At 68.5% G+C, this 11,563-nt stretch carries 13 protein-coding genes; 4 read left to right on the top strand and 9 right to left on the bottom strand.

The features are described 5' to 3' along the window. Nucleotides 1-2: 2 nt before the first annotated feature. Entirely contained in the window at nucleotides 3-371 is a 369-nt protein-coding gene (locus tag ACIBCN_RS07950; protein ID WP_396990748.1) for an arsenate reductase family protein, read from the top strand. A 62-nt stretch (nucleotides 372-433) separates the two neighbouring features. Beyond that, nucleotides 434-1,114, top strand: coding sequence for a TIGR00266 family protein (locus tag ACIBCN_RS07945; RefSeq protein WP_150404576.1), 681 nt, complete (start codon nucleotides 434-436; stop codon nucleotides 1,112-1,114). A gap of 208 nt (nucleotides 1,115-1,322) precedes the next feature. On the opposite strand, the gene ACIBCN_RS07940 is transcribed toward ACIBCN_RS07945, so the two are convergent. After that, nucleotides 1,323-1,868 carry an NUDIX domain-containing protein gene (locus ACIBCN_RS07940; protein ID WP_396990747.1) on the bottom strand — a complete coding sequence of 182 codons (546 nt, stop codon included), beginning with the start codon at nucleotides 1,866-1,868 and terminating at the stop codon, nucleotides 1,323-1,325. Nucleotides 1,869-1,920: 52 nt separating this feature from the next. Here ACIBCN_RS07940 and ACIBCN_RS07935 point away from each other — a divergent pair, with 52 nt between their 5' ends. Both ACIBCN_RS07935 and ACIBCN_RS07930 read left to right on the top strand, forming a co-directional pair. Next, the gene (locus ACIBCN_RS07935; protein WP_396990746.1) at nucleotides 1,921-2,304 is read left to right on the top strand and encodes a nitroreductase family deazaflavin-dependent oxidoreductase; all 384 of its coding nucleotides are present in this window, start codon (nucleotides 1,921-1,923) and stop codon (nucleotides 2,302-2,304) included. Between the two features lie 115 nt (nucleotides 2,305-2,419). Continuing rightward, entirely contained in the window at nucleotides 2,420-2,542 is a 123-nt protein-coding gene (locus ACIBCN_RS07930) for a hypothetical protein (RefSeq protein ID WP_396990745.1), read from the top strand. A gap of 38 nt (nucleotides 2,543-2,580) precedes the next feature. On the opposite strand, the gene yidC is transcribed toward ACIBCN_RS07930, so the two are convergent. The 8 genes from yidC to ACIBCN_RS07890 form a co-directional block, all read right to left on the bottom strand. Continuing rightward, nucleotides 2,581-3,615 (bottom strand): membrane protein insertase YidC, encoded by a 1,035-nt coding sequence (gene yidC, locus ACIBCN_RS07925; protein ID WP_396990744.1) that lies wholly within the window; start codon nucleotides 3,613-3,615, stop codon nucleotides 2,581-2,583. A 96-nt stretch (nucleotides 3,616-3,711) separates the two neighbouring features. Next, nucleotides 3,712-4,011 carry a DUF6412 domain-containing protein gene (locus tag ACIBCN_RS07920; protein ID WP_396990743.1) on the bottom strand — a complete coding sequence of 100 codons (300 nt, stop codon included), beginning with the start codon at nucleotides 4,009-4,011 and terminating at the stop codon, nucleotides 3,712-3,714. 135 nt (nucleotides 4,012-4,146) lie between these two features. Next, nucleotides 4,147-4,938, bottom strand: a complete 792-nt coding sequence (locus tag ACIBCN_RS07915) for a helix-turn-helix domain-containing protein (RefSeq protein WP_396990742.1) — start codon at nucleotides 4,936-4,938, stop codon at nucleotides 4,147-4,149. Between the two features lie 196 nt (nucleotides 4,939-5,134). Continuing rightward, a complete protein-coding gene (locus tag ACIBCN_RS07910) occupies nucleotides 5,135-6,517 on the bottom strand; it encodes a condensation domain-containing protein (protein ID WP_396990741.1) in 1,383 nt (460 codons plus the stop codon). Beyond that, the gene (locus ACIBCN_RS07905) at nucleotides 6,514-7,968 is read right to left on the bottom strand and encodes a condensation domain-containing protein (RefSeq protein ID WP_396990740.1); all 1,455 of its coding nucleotides are present in this window, start codon (nucleotides 7,966-7,968) and stop codon (nucleotides 6,514-6,516) included. The genes ACIBCN_RS07910 and ACIBCN_RS07905 overlap by 4 nt, the downstream gene beginning before the upstream one ends. Further along, nucleotides 7,962-9,266 (bottom strand): condensation domain-containing protein, encoded by a 1,305-nt coding sequence (locus tag ACIBCN_RS07900; protein WP_396990739.1) that lies wholly within the window; start codon nucleotides 9,264-9,266, stop codon nucleotides 7,962-7,964. The genes ACIBCN_RS07905 and ACIBCN_RS07900 overlap by 7 nt, the downstream gene beginning before the upstream one ends. A gap of 713 nt (nucleotides 9,267-9,979) precedes the next feature. After that, nucleotides 9,980-10,273, bottom strand: a complete 294-nt coding sequence (locus ACIBCN_RS07895; protein ID WP_396990738.1) for a CocE/NonD family hydrolase — start codon at nucleotides 10,271-10,273, stop codon at nucleotides 9,980-9,982. Between the two features lie 105 nt (nucleotides 10,274-10,378). Continuing rightward, on the bottom strand, nucleotides 10,379-11,551 hold the full coding sequence (locus ACIBCN_RS07890) for a PucR family transcriptional regulator (protein ID WP_396990737.1): 1,173 nt from the start codon (nucleotides 11,549-11,551) through the stop codon (nucleotides 10,379-10,381). Nucleotides 11,552-11,563: the final 12 nt, after the last annotated feature.

The following is an 11,563-nucleotide window of genomic DNA, read 5'->3' as shown; positions in this document are numbered from 1 at the left end:
GCATGACATCTGGGCAGATGGAGATCTGGCACAACCCGCAGTGCTCCAAGAGCCGCACTGCCACCGCGTTTCTGGACGAGGCAGGCGTCGAGTACTCGGTGCGGCGCTACCTGGACACGCCGCCGACCGCGGACGAGTTGCGGTCCGTGCTGCAGCGACTCGGCGCCGAACCGTGGGACATCACCCGCACCGGCGAGCAGATCGCCAAGGATCTCGGGATGTCGAAGTGGGGCCGCACGGCCGCCGATCGGGACCGGTGGATCGAGGCGCTCGCCGAGCACCCGAGGCTGATCCAGCGGCCCATCGTGCTGACCGCGGACGGCGGCGCGGTGGTCGCGCGCGACGATGCCGCGTTGAAGTCGCTGGAGTAAGCGGTCACACCCCCGATAGTGGTGTCCCTGCCGCCGCGAATCAGCCGGTAGGGTCGCGGAATATGAAGGTACAACTGCGCCATAACCCCGCCTCGACGATCGCGCGGTGCTTCCTCGCGGGCGGCGAGCCGATGCGGGTCGAGAGCGGCGCCATGGTCGCCCACTCGGCGGGAGTCACGTTGGCGGCCAAGGCCGAAGGCGGCATCCTGGCCGGACTGAAGCGCTCGGTGCTCGCCGGTGAATCATTCTTCGTCTCGACGTTCACCGCGCCGCAGCAGGGCGGCTGGGTGGATGTGGCGCCCGCGCTACCCGGCGACATGCTGAATTTGCAGATCACCCAGGACCGCCCGTTCTTCATCAGTCGCGGCGGCTGGATCGCGAATTCCCATGGGGTGCAGGTGGAAAGCAAGTGGGGCGGCTTCGCGAACCTGTTCGGCGGCGAGGGCGGCTTCGGGCTACGCGCGCACGGCGAGGGCGAGATCGTGGTCGGGGTGTTCGGCGCGATCGACGTGATCGATCTGCAGCCGGGGGAGCCGATCACCATCGACACCGGCCATGTCGTCGCCTACGACCTGGCGATGAACTTCACCATCCGTCGCGCGGTGGTCGGCAGGTCCATCCAATCGCTCAAGTCCGGTGAGGGCTTCGTCTTCGACTTCGTCGGGCCGGGCCGGGTGCTGCTGCAGACGAGGAACCCCGGCGCTTTCGCCGCGTGGGCCAGTTCGGTAGCCTCCTCCGGGTAATCCGGCGCGGCGACATCGATGTGCACTCGGTGTTCGGGCCTCGGCCAGGTCGGTCGTCAAAGCTCCGGTGCCCATCGATAAAGCCAACTTACGGAGAACCATGGAATTGCTCGAAGTTGTTGCCAATCTCGTTACCTCCATCCTGTCGCTGGGTAGCGGCAGCGCGGCCTGATCAGTCGCTGCAGGCGAGCGCCCGACCGCAGGGCGCTCAGGTGAGCAGATCGTCGACGAGTACCCGAGTGTCCGGCACGAACGGCCAGTCCGGGTCGGGCAGGTGGGCGCGCAGTTCCGCGTCGGTCCACCACCAGCCGTCGGCGATCTCCTCTTGCTGGTGGTGGATCGGTCCGTCGTAGCGCAGTTCGTAGGCGAACAGGTGGCAGCGCATCGGTTTTCCCAGCCACTCGCCATCCCAGGCCGCCTTGGCCGCTGGCCGGAGCGCCGCGGCGCCGGTCACCGTGATGCCGAGTTCCTCGGCCAGTTCCCGAACGGCCGTCTCTTCCGGCGCTTCGCCCGGGTCGACCACGCCGCCCGCCAGGCAGTCGTGCATGCCCGCGAACACCATCTTGGTATCGGTGCGGCGGTGCACGTAGATCCGCGCGCCGTCGCCGGAGCGGACCAGCACACCGGCACTGGCATGCCACATTCCGTCCCGGTAGACCGCGGCCCGATCGGCAGCGCCGACCACCTGACCCGCCGCGTCGTAGACGGCGATGGTCTCGGACTTCTGCTGGACTCGTTCCGGCTGCGCTGACACCGGTCGAGAGTAACCTTGGGCGCGCACGCCGACTCGAGAGAGGACCGCGCCGATGGTGCTTCCCCGCGCACTGGCGAAATTCAACCGGTATGCCACCAACCCCGCCGCAGGACTGTTCGCGGGCCGCGCGCCCGGCTTCGCCATACTGCGGCACAAGGGCCGAAAGTCCGGGCGCGAGTATCGAACTCCGGTGTCGGTGTTCCATCGCGACGGGGCATACCGCATCGCGCTGACGTACGGCCGCAATGCCGACTGGGTCAAAAACGTCAGTGCCGCAGGCGGTTTCACCTTGCATACCCGCGGCAAGACCATCGAGTTGTCGGATCCCGCTGTGCTGCATGATCCGTCGGTGCGCTGGGCACCCGCGGCGGTTCGTCCGTGGCTGAAGGCGTTGTCGGCGGAGTATTACGTCGAAGCCCGGCCAGCGTCGGAGTAGCGGTCCACGAGCCGCGGCGAACCACAGTGGTCGAAGCCGGGCGGTTGCGGATCAGCTTGGCCGATGCCACCGTCGCCGAACCCGCCGACTGGCGGATCGCCCGGAAATCTGCCGGGTGTTGTTGCGGCACAGCGGCTTCGATCCGGATGGCCCGATGCGGCAGCTGTCCCGCCGGATGATGGGCGGCGGCTGGCCGACCGTCGCCCGCGACTTCGGGAAGGCGCTCGACGCGATCTGATCGAGGGTGGGCGCGCGAGGGCGCGCCCACCCTCTTGGTCATCTCCGGCGGCTCGGTTTAGCACCGACCTTCGGGGTCGACGGCGCGCGGCGCGGTTTCGCGCCGACCTTCGAGGCCGCCTGCACGCGGGCGGGCTCGGCACCGACGTTCGGGGTCGACTGGGCAGGCTTGGCGCCGACCTTTGGGGTCGACTGGGCGCGGGCGGGCTTGGCGCCGGGCTTGGGGGCCAACTCCGCGCGGGCGGTGGCGGCCCGCTGTGCCTCGGCGGCGGCTTCGGCGTCGAGGCGGTGATAGACGAAGTGTTGTTGGGCCAATGTCCATGCGTTGTTGGTGACGAAGTAGAGCAGGATCGCCACCGGGACAAGGGCGCCGCCGATCAGCGTGAACACCGGGAAGGCCCACAGGGTGAGCGGGCGCATCAGCGGCAGTTGAGCGGTGGTGTCCTGGCGTCCCATCGACGCGCGTGCGGTGAAATGCGTTGCGACGGCGGCGATCAGCATCAGCGGGATGGCAACGAGGGCGACCGTTGCCAGGAGGTCGCCCGCGCCACCGAGGATGGCCGACAGCGGGGCGCCGAAGAGCTTCGCGTGCAGGAACGACTGGACGTCGGTGGCGCTGAACACGTAATTGGGCGTCGCGGCGTTCTGTTCCGGTGTCATCGGGGTCGGGGTGGCCTGGAAGGGCAGGTGGCTGAGTCCGGCGGTGCGGTCGAACGAGCGCAGCACATGGAACAGGCCGATGAATACGAAAACCTGACCGATCATCGGAATCAGTGTCGCGAAGCTATTGATGCCGTTGTCTTTATACAGTTTCTGTAGTTCGGTCGCCTGCCGCCGACGATCGTTTGTGTATTTTTGTTTCAGCCTGGAAACATCGGGTTGCAATTTTTTGACAATTGCTTGCGTGCGCGCTTGTTTCAGGAAAGGCACAAAGAGGACGGCGCGGAGCGTGAGGACGAGAAAAATTACCGATAGCACCCAGGCGAGACCGCCGGCGGGTCCGAAGGCGGCGGCGAAGACGTAGTGCCAGAGCCACAGAATGGCGGACACCGGGTAATAGACGAAGTCGAGCATGGACAGCACCTGACTGTGGGCGTGCGTACGCGCACGAGAACGGAAGGGTTCGACGACAACGCCGACGACACCCCGCAGCAGGTGCGGAAGCGGTCGTCAGGCGGTGCGGAACCCTGGTGCTCGTGGGCGCGGGCGCCCGGGGGTGTCCGGATTGCTCTGGCGCAGGAAAGAGCCACGTCGGCGGCGTTGCGCGGACGGTGGCGGGCCGGAACCGACCTGGGGGAGCGGCAACGCGGCGGCGGTGTGCAGCGTGGCCAGCGCGACGAACAGCGACGCCGCGACCATGCCGACCACGGCTACCGAACCGGGCTCACCCGCCGGGATCGCGAAGAGCAGCAGCGCGGGCAGCACGAATGCGACAACCGCATACGCCATCAGCCGTGCCCGCGAGATCATGTCCCGAGCATACTGCCCGGCACGCCGACCGGCCCCCGCCATCCCGGACGAACGCCGGATCGAGTCGTGAGATGAGGTCACCACTCGGTTCCGGCGTTCGCCGGCATGGCGGGGGCCGGTCGGGATTCTGTCAGCTCAGAGGCTGATGTCCCAGTCGACGTCGCGGCTCATCATCGACGGCGGCAGCCCGAAGGTGCGCCGACAGGTCCGGGTCAGATGCGAGCAGTCCGCGAACCCGGCCGCGGCCGACGCGGTCGTGACGTCGTCACCGGCCATCACGCCGTTCATCGCGATGTGCAGCCGCAGCCAGAGGATGTACCGGCGCAACGGAATACCGACCTGTTCGGTGAACAGATGGGTCAGCCGGGTCGCCGAAATCCCCAGTTGCCGCGCCACATCCGAGCCGCGCACCGACCCGCCCTTGACCATGTCGGGCAGCAGTTGCAGCGCCGCGGTCACCACACCGTGCCGATCGTCCTGGCCTGCCGCCGCGTTGTCGCGCAGCAGATCCGCGAGGACATCGGCGACATGCTCGGCCAGTTGGCCGTGCGCCGGATCGACGCTGAGCGTGTGCACCCACCCGTGCAGGTGCGCCCGCCGGTCGGCGGCCGCACCGGCGACGGTTTCCGGATCCAGGTAGATCGCGATGCCGTGGCTGGCACCGCCGCAAACCCGATGCGGCGCGTCGGTGGGCACCACGATGTGGGTGCCGTGCCGCCGCACCCCGCTGCCGTCCACGATGGAGATCGGGGTGCAGGCGGCCATCACCTGCACAGCGTGATGGGCGTGTAGTTCCGTCGGTAGGATTTCGCCTTCGAAGGCGAGGATGCCCGGCCGGAGCAGGGCGGTGCCCCGCCACTGTGCCGCGGCGGTGTCTTCGGCGCCCGATGACGTCGAGAAATCGTTGCTGAGCAGAGCCTTCATCATCGGACGCTCCCGGCTTTCACGAGGAATTCCTCGCTGGATCCTGTGCTGAGACTATCGGGTTCGGCCACCCGGCAGTCGTACTTTGTCGATCGTTGGGGCCCAAACAATTCCGCCTGCCCGCGACGCGACACCCTCGTCCTCGGGGGCGTCGCGTCGGCGGGTCGAGACGGGCGAACGGCGGGCGAGTAACGGCCTCTCATACCCGCACCGAGATCGCCGCGGACAGGGTCCCGGCGACCTTGTCGAGGAACTCACCGATCAGCGGTCCCGCGGTGGGTGTCGCCGGGAAACGGGTGCGCAGGGCGAGTCCGTCGTCGGTGCGGGTGAACCACAGCTGCACGTCGTCCAGCGGCGCGCTGCGACTGAGCTGGGCCGGATTGCGGGGCACCGTTCGGGTGGTGTCGCTGCGCGAACCGCCCGGTAGTCGCCGGTAGTCGGTGTAGGAGACGCTGAACAGATCCTGCTTGGTCCGGCGCAGATCACTGCCCATCGCGGCGAGTACGCGGCTGGCCGGGACCTGCGCCAGCCGCTGCCCAGACCGGACGGCTTCGTCGGCGGACTGCGCGGTCGCGCAGAAGTCGTGCGCCACCGGCACATGGGCCGGCGCGTTGGACACCAGCCAGCCGAAGGTGTTGTGGTGCCGCGGTTCCCGCCGGGTGTGCACCGGGAACACCAGGTCGATCCCGGCGCGCCCGCCGAGCTCGGCCGCGGCCATCGCGACCGCGGCCAGCAGCGCCGCGAACATCGAATACCCGTCGGCCCGCGACTTGCGATGCAGCGCATCGGTGGCCATCGCGCCGAGCAGCAGCCGGACATCGCTGCCGAACGGCGCGAGCGTCCCGGCCGGGACGCCGAGATCGAGCGGGAAGTGCGGCAGATCGTTGCCCGCGGCGTGCAGGAAGTCGCGCCACGAACGGATCAGCGGACCGGTGGCCGCCGCCGGAATCGCGGCCTCCCTGGTCGAGTAGGACAGGAAGCTGCTCGGCTCGGGCAGCCGGTCGGCGGCCGCGACGGCACCGTCGGGACCGTCCTCGCAGGCGGCCCGGTAGAGCTCGTCCAGTTCCGCCACGGCGATGGTGATCGACCAGGCGTCACACACGGCGTGGTCGAATCCGCAGACGACCGTGGACGTTTCCGGCCTGCTGATCGCGCCGAGGAAGTACGGCGCGAAGGTGAACGGCGAGCACGCCTGATCGAGCCTGCCGCCGAGGACGGTGCGCAGGTCCTCGGTGGTCGTGGTCTCGACGGCGGGCTGGGGAATGAGCCGGATGTCGCTGTCCACCACCACCTGCACCGTCGGCGGCTTGCCGTCGGCCGGCGGTTCGAAGCTGCAGTGCAGCGCGTCGTGGCGCGGCAGCCACGCCGAGAACGCCGTCTGCAGGGCGGATTCGTCGATCGGGCCCGCCACGTCGAAGGTCGCGGCGAGCCAGGTCGTCGGGCCGCCCGAGGACAGGTGGATCGCCTGGTTGGCGGACGGGGGTGTCGCATCGGGCGTCGGTCCGGGGTCGGCGACCGCGACCCATTCGAGCAGGGTGCCTGGTGGTGCATTCAGTTGGTCGAGAAAAAGCAACTGCATCATGACCTCGCGAGAGCTGGTGCGGTGACCGCGAAATCACCGGTTTCGGCGATGGCGCGCAACGTGGTGCGGATCTGCTCGAGATAGTCGGCGGCCGACTTGTGCGCGACCGGCGTGTCCGGGTACATCATCGTGACGTGCAGCCGTTCCAGCTCGCGGTTGAACCAGATGGGCGAGGTCTGCCCGATCTTGCTGCGGGAGCCGAGACCGTTGATCTCGGAGACGCCGGGCATCGCGGCCTCCAGTGCCGGACCGGACACCGCGCGCATGTCCAGGTAGGACACCCACGGCCAGTCCGTGGTGACCGGCAGCGGCGTTCCGGTGAGCGCGGCCGCCCGGTCGAGCGCGGCATGGATCGGGACGTTCGACAGCGGCTTCGTCCAGTCCAGTGCGACACCGGCTCGGCCGATCAACTCGGTGAACCGGTGCGCCCCGTCGAGCTCGAACGCGATCGGCATCAGGTTGATGAACCAACCCTGTGCGAGTTGATACTGCGGCTCGCTTCGGGTGCCGACCACGTTCATGCCCAGATAGCTTGTCCGGCCCGCGAATGCGAGCTCGGCCAGGGCGACCGCGGCGTACAGCCCCGCGGAGAACGAACCGCCCGCGTTCTTACACGCCGCGGCGAACGCGTCGATTTCGGCCGCGTCGAGCATGTCGACCTTGGTGCCGAAGCTGTCGGCCACCGCACCGGGCGCGAGGCCGAGCTCGATCGGCAGCGGGCGGACCCCGTGCGCTTTCTCGGCAAGCAGGCTCGCCAGCTGCTCCAACTCCGGCGGCCGTGCGGCGACGGCGGCGCGCTCGGTCCTCGCGAACTCGACATAGCTGCCGACCGGCGGCAGCACGGGCTCCTGGCCGGTGCTGAACGCCGTGTAGAGCGCGTGGAATTCGTAGGTGGACGTGAGCACCGACATGCCGTCGGTGAACGCGTGGTCGGCGCTGTAGACGACGGTGAATCCGTCCGCACCGTGGTCGATCGCGCAGCAGACGATCGCGGGCCAGCGCGTCGGATCGGCGTTGGCCTTGAACTTCGCGACCAGGGTGTCGCGGAGCTCGCCGCTGTCGGTGAAGGTGGCGAGGGTATGGGTTTCCAGGTCGACCGCCGCCGGGTCGAGCAGATACCTGGTCAGCGCGAACCCGCCATCGGACTCGTCGATCCGGAACCACGAGCGCAAGGTCTCGTGGCGCTGCAGGAAAGCGATATAGGTCCGGCGCAGCGCGTCCGCGTCGAGCGGGCGCGCGACCGAGAAGCAGAACGAGAGCTCGGAGGCGAGCGGGTCGTTGGTCTGCCTGCGCGCCGACCAGCGGCGGATGTGCGATTCCTGCAGATAGGTCGCGGGGACGTCGGAGGGCGCGGTGGTTTCGGTGGCAGCCTGGCTCGCCGCGGTGGTGGTGAACTCGAGTAGTACGCCGGGTTTCGGCTGCCAATGCTCGGTGAGGGTCATCTCTACCATGACAGCGGCACTCCTTCGATCGGACGGATTCGGGCATCGCCATAGCGGGTGAACTCGGCAAGCAGATCGCGCATCCGCAGCACATGCCGGTGGATGTCGCGGGTCGCCCTGGTGGTGCCCGGGTAGCGCATGTTGAGCGTCACGCCCTGCTGGGTGCGGACGAACCAGAAGAAGAACTCCTCGGCCGACCCGTTGCGGCTGCGCAGCCAGCGGGTATTGGTGTCGACCCAGGTCGGGGCGGACTTTGCGCCGCGCACGTCCATGTACGACACCATGAAGGAGATGCGCGGCCGGGTGCCGAGCAGCTCGCAGACCCGGCCGAACGGCACGGTCGCGGCGCCACGGGTGCGCCGCAGCTCCTCGCCCGCGGGCCGGATGAGTTCGGCGAGATTGCGTGCCGGACCGCAGTCCAGCTGGAACGGCGCCAGCCCGACGAACCAGCCGAGCGTGTCCGCCCACTGCGGTTCGGTGCGCGTGTGCAGCGGGATCACCGTGCGGAAATCCCGTCCGGCGCCGAGCTCGGTGGTGGTCACCGCGAACGCCGCCAGCAGCGCCGCGAACAGCCCCTGACCTTGTTCCCTGGCGACCACCGAGGCCGCGTCGGCCGCGTCGGCGTCGAGCACCTCGACCGACAGATTGCGCTGCGCCGGCCGCCGCGGCGAGGCCTGCGCCGCGCCGGTGAACTCGATCGGCGCCGCGGCCACCTTGCTGAGCGTGCCGCACGGCAGGGTGTTCTCGGTGTTCTCCGGGAAGAACGTTTCCCAGGTCCGCACCGCGGGGTCCGCGGCGGTGGCCGCGGTCGCCCGGACCCGTTCGTCATGGCAGAAGTCGACGTAGCTGCCGGTATCGCACAGCTCAGCGGACTTGCCCGCGCGGACCGCGTTGTAGAGCGCGTGCAGTTCGCCGCCGGTGGAGACGGTCGAGTAGCCGTCCATGATCGAGTGATCGGCGGCGAAAACGACGGTGAAGCTGTCGCGGTTGGCGATGGTCACGGCGACGTAGGAGGGCCACCGCAGCGGTGAGGTTCCGTCGTCGAGTAGGCCGTGGACCAGGCGATATGTCGCCATTGTCGAGGTCGGCGCGCCCGCGTCGACCGGTTGCACCCGGATCTCACCGGGCGGCAAGGTGTACCTGGCAGGCTGGCCGCCCTCGATGGCGACATGCGAGCGCAGGCCCTCGTGCCGGTCGATCCAGGCATCGAAGGCGGTACGCCAGGCTTGCGGGTCCAGCGGTCCGTCGATGCGGTACGCGTGACCGAGCCAGTAGTGGCGCCGATCTCGTATTCGACTGTGTTCCACCGCATCTCGAAGATGATGCTCGTGATTATAGGAAACGGCCCGAGTATCTCGCGGCCAGTCGGCCCAGTGCGAAGTGGCTGTCGGGAGCCACTCGATCACACGGCCGCTAGGCAACGGATAATCGGCCAGTTCGATGAATTCCATGACACACCTTCAGCTGCCCATCGGCGTTTCCCGTGCGCGGAACGGGAATTGCCGATCCGAATAGTGACAAGAATTTCGGCCTGCATCCGAGAACTTTGTCCGAACGGTCCCGGGACGTCATCGTCGGACCGGAACGAGACAAACTGTAGAAGAAATTTTCAGTGAATGTGACGGTGAGCCTGATCACCGGTATTTGCCCCGGAATCGCGGACAACGGCGTTGCGGGCGGTGCAATGGCCGAGTGCAACGCCGCTGCCAGCGGGGATGTGAAACGCTTAGTGTTCAGGTAGCTGATAGATTGCTGGACAATGTGTCTCAATGCACCTGGAATTCATCCCAGGTTTGCATGATCTTTACAGCTCCCGCGGGTGAAGCCGGGCTAAAAGTGACCTGCGGCGCACCCGGATCGGACGATTCCGGCCTTTGGTGCGCCCGCTGTCTCAGCCGCCGAACGCGGCCGCCGGCACCAGCGGAACGACCAGGCTGGACGGCCGAGCCGCGTCCCGGTGCAGCTGTTGGGACGAACCGAGTAAACGCGGCAAATTCGGCATGGCCATCGACACGATCGCCTACAACGGCGAGCCGGGCGACACGGATTCGGCGGTGCGCAACGCGGACAGCGCAAGGTACGAGTACCCGTACATGCCGACCTTGCCGCTGGAGTCGGGCAGCCTCGCGGCCAGTCGGCCAGCTGCGCCGTCGAGGCCGTCCTGCTGAGACGCGGGGTTCCACGCGCCGATCGACCCGCCGGTGCCGCGTACGTCGGCGATCCTCTCGAGGTAGCCGCGCCGCACCAGCATGTCCTGAGCGCTGGTGGTCTGGTTGATGCATGGAGCGGCGGCGGGCCCGCGCCCGGAAGGCAAGGCTCGACTACCTGAACCTTTGCTGGCTCTGGTCGAGCCCGGGCGGTCGGCTACCCGTCCGCCGACCGATACCGCCGGTGCCTAAAGTTGTTTTGCCGCAGGCGATTACGGAGCGAACGCGGCGGATTCGAGTCGCCTGGCCAGCCGCGCGGCGGACAGGGTCATCGCGTCGGCGGGGCGATGCGGGTCGAGCCCGGTCAGTTCGTGCACCCGAGAAAGCCGGTAGGTCACCGTATTTCGGTGCACGTTGAGTTGGCGCGCCGTCGCCAGCTGATTGAAACCGCTGTCGACGAACACCTCGAGGGTCTCGGCCAACATCGGTTGCGCGTCGAGCGGCGCGAGCACCGACGCCAAACCCGGGCGCGCCGCGTCGCTCACCGCGACTGTGTATTCGAACTGCAAATCCTGTCTGCGGCACAGGATGTCGCGCCGGGTGAGGCAGCGGCCCAGCTCGGCGAGCACTCGCGCCTCGGCGTACATCGTCGGGATCGCGTCCTTGCTGCGGGCCGCGCCGACGCCCACCCAGTACGGCGGCGGCTCGGCCGGTTCCTGCGCGGGCAGCCGGGAGGTGAGCCCGGACAGCGTGGCCGATCCGTCGTCGCCGGGCTGCAGCGGGATCAGCGCGGTCCAGCCGCCCGCGTCCAGCCGCAGGAACACCCCGGGAATCGCCTCGACCCGGTGCCGCAGCGCCGACGCCGGGCCGCCGCGAGTGCCGCACAGGCGGAACACCGCGACGAGGAAGGCGTCGGCCACCGGGATCACCGGATCGTTCGCCCACTCCACCGGGTCGCGGCCGGTGAGCAGCGCGTCGGCGATGCCGCGCCTGCGCTCCAGCAGCTCCCAGCGTGGGTCGTGCACCCGCTGGGTGGCCGCGGTGGCGATCCGCGAGACCACCAGCGTGACGTATTGCAGCAGCATGAGCGAGGCGTCGAAGAGCAGCTCACGCTCGCCCGGGGTGGCCGAGGCGCGCAGCCGCTCCCAGATGAACGCCGCGCCGAACCGGTAGCGCTCCAGCACCTCCGGTAGCGGGGTGCCGTCGCGCAGCCGGTCCATCGCGAGCTCGACGAGTTCCCTGGTGTCCTCCTCCGTCGGCTCCTCGCCGCGGCGCAGGTACTCGAAGAACAGGTCGACGTTGAGCTTGGTGCCTCGGGCGAAGTCGGACTCCACCAACGATTGCGGCAGCCGTTGGTACGGCGGCAGCGCGGCGTAGAACGCTTCGAGCATCGACGCGGTCCGCCGATGGAGATCGTCGAACACCCGAGTCCGCGATGGCATCATGCTGGTTCTTCT

The sequence above is a fragment of the Nocardia sp. NPDC051052 genome (assembly GCF_044456045.1).
Taxonomy (GTDB): Bacteria; Actinomycetota; Actinomycetes; order Mycobacteriales; family Mycobacteriaceae; genus Nocardia.
This window is presented reverse-complemented; position numbering and strand designations above follow the sequence as displayed.

Bases quoted from the DNA above. Each gene is read 5' to 3' on its own strand.
- ACIBCN_RS07950 (WP_396990748.1), top strand. From the start codon at position 3: ATGACATCTGGGCAGATGGAGATCTGGCACAACCCGCAGTGCTCCAAG.
- ACIBCN_RS07945 (WP_150404576.1), top strand. From the start codon at position 434: ATGAAGGTACAACTGCGCCATAACCCCGCCTCGACGATCGCGCGGTGC.
- ACIBCN_RS07935 (WP_396990746.1), top strand. From the start codon at position 1,921: ATGGTGCTTCCCCGCGCACTGGCGAAATTCAACCGGTATGCCACCAAC.
- yidC (WP_396990744.1), bottom strand. From the start codon at position 3,615: ATGCTCGACTTCGTCTATTACCCGGTGTCCGCCATTCTGTGGCTCTGG.
- ACIBCN_RS07920 (WP_396990743.1), bottom strand. From the start codon at position 4,011: ATGATCTCGCGGGCACGGCTGATGGCGTATGCGGTTGTCGCATTCGTG.
- ACIBCN_RS07915 (WP_396990742.1), bottom strand. From the start codon at position 4,938: ATGATGAAGGCTCTGCTCAGCAACGATTTCTCGACGTCATCGGGCGCC.
- ACIBCN_RS07910 (WP_396990741.1), bottom strand. From the start codon at position 6,517: ATGATGCAGTTGCTTTTTCTCGACCAACTGAATGCACCACCAGGCACC.
- ACIBCN_RS07905 (WP_396990740.1), bottom strand. From the start codon at position 7,968: ATGGTAGAGATGACCCTCACCGAGCATTGGCAGCCGAAACCCGGCGTA.
- ACIBCN_RS07890 (WP_396990737.1), bottom strand. From the start codon at position 11,551: ATGATGCCATCGCGGACTCGGGTGTTCGACGATCTCCATCGGCGGACC.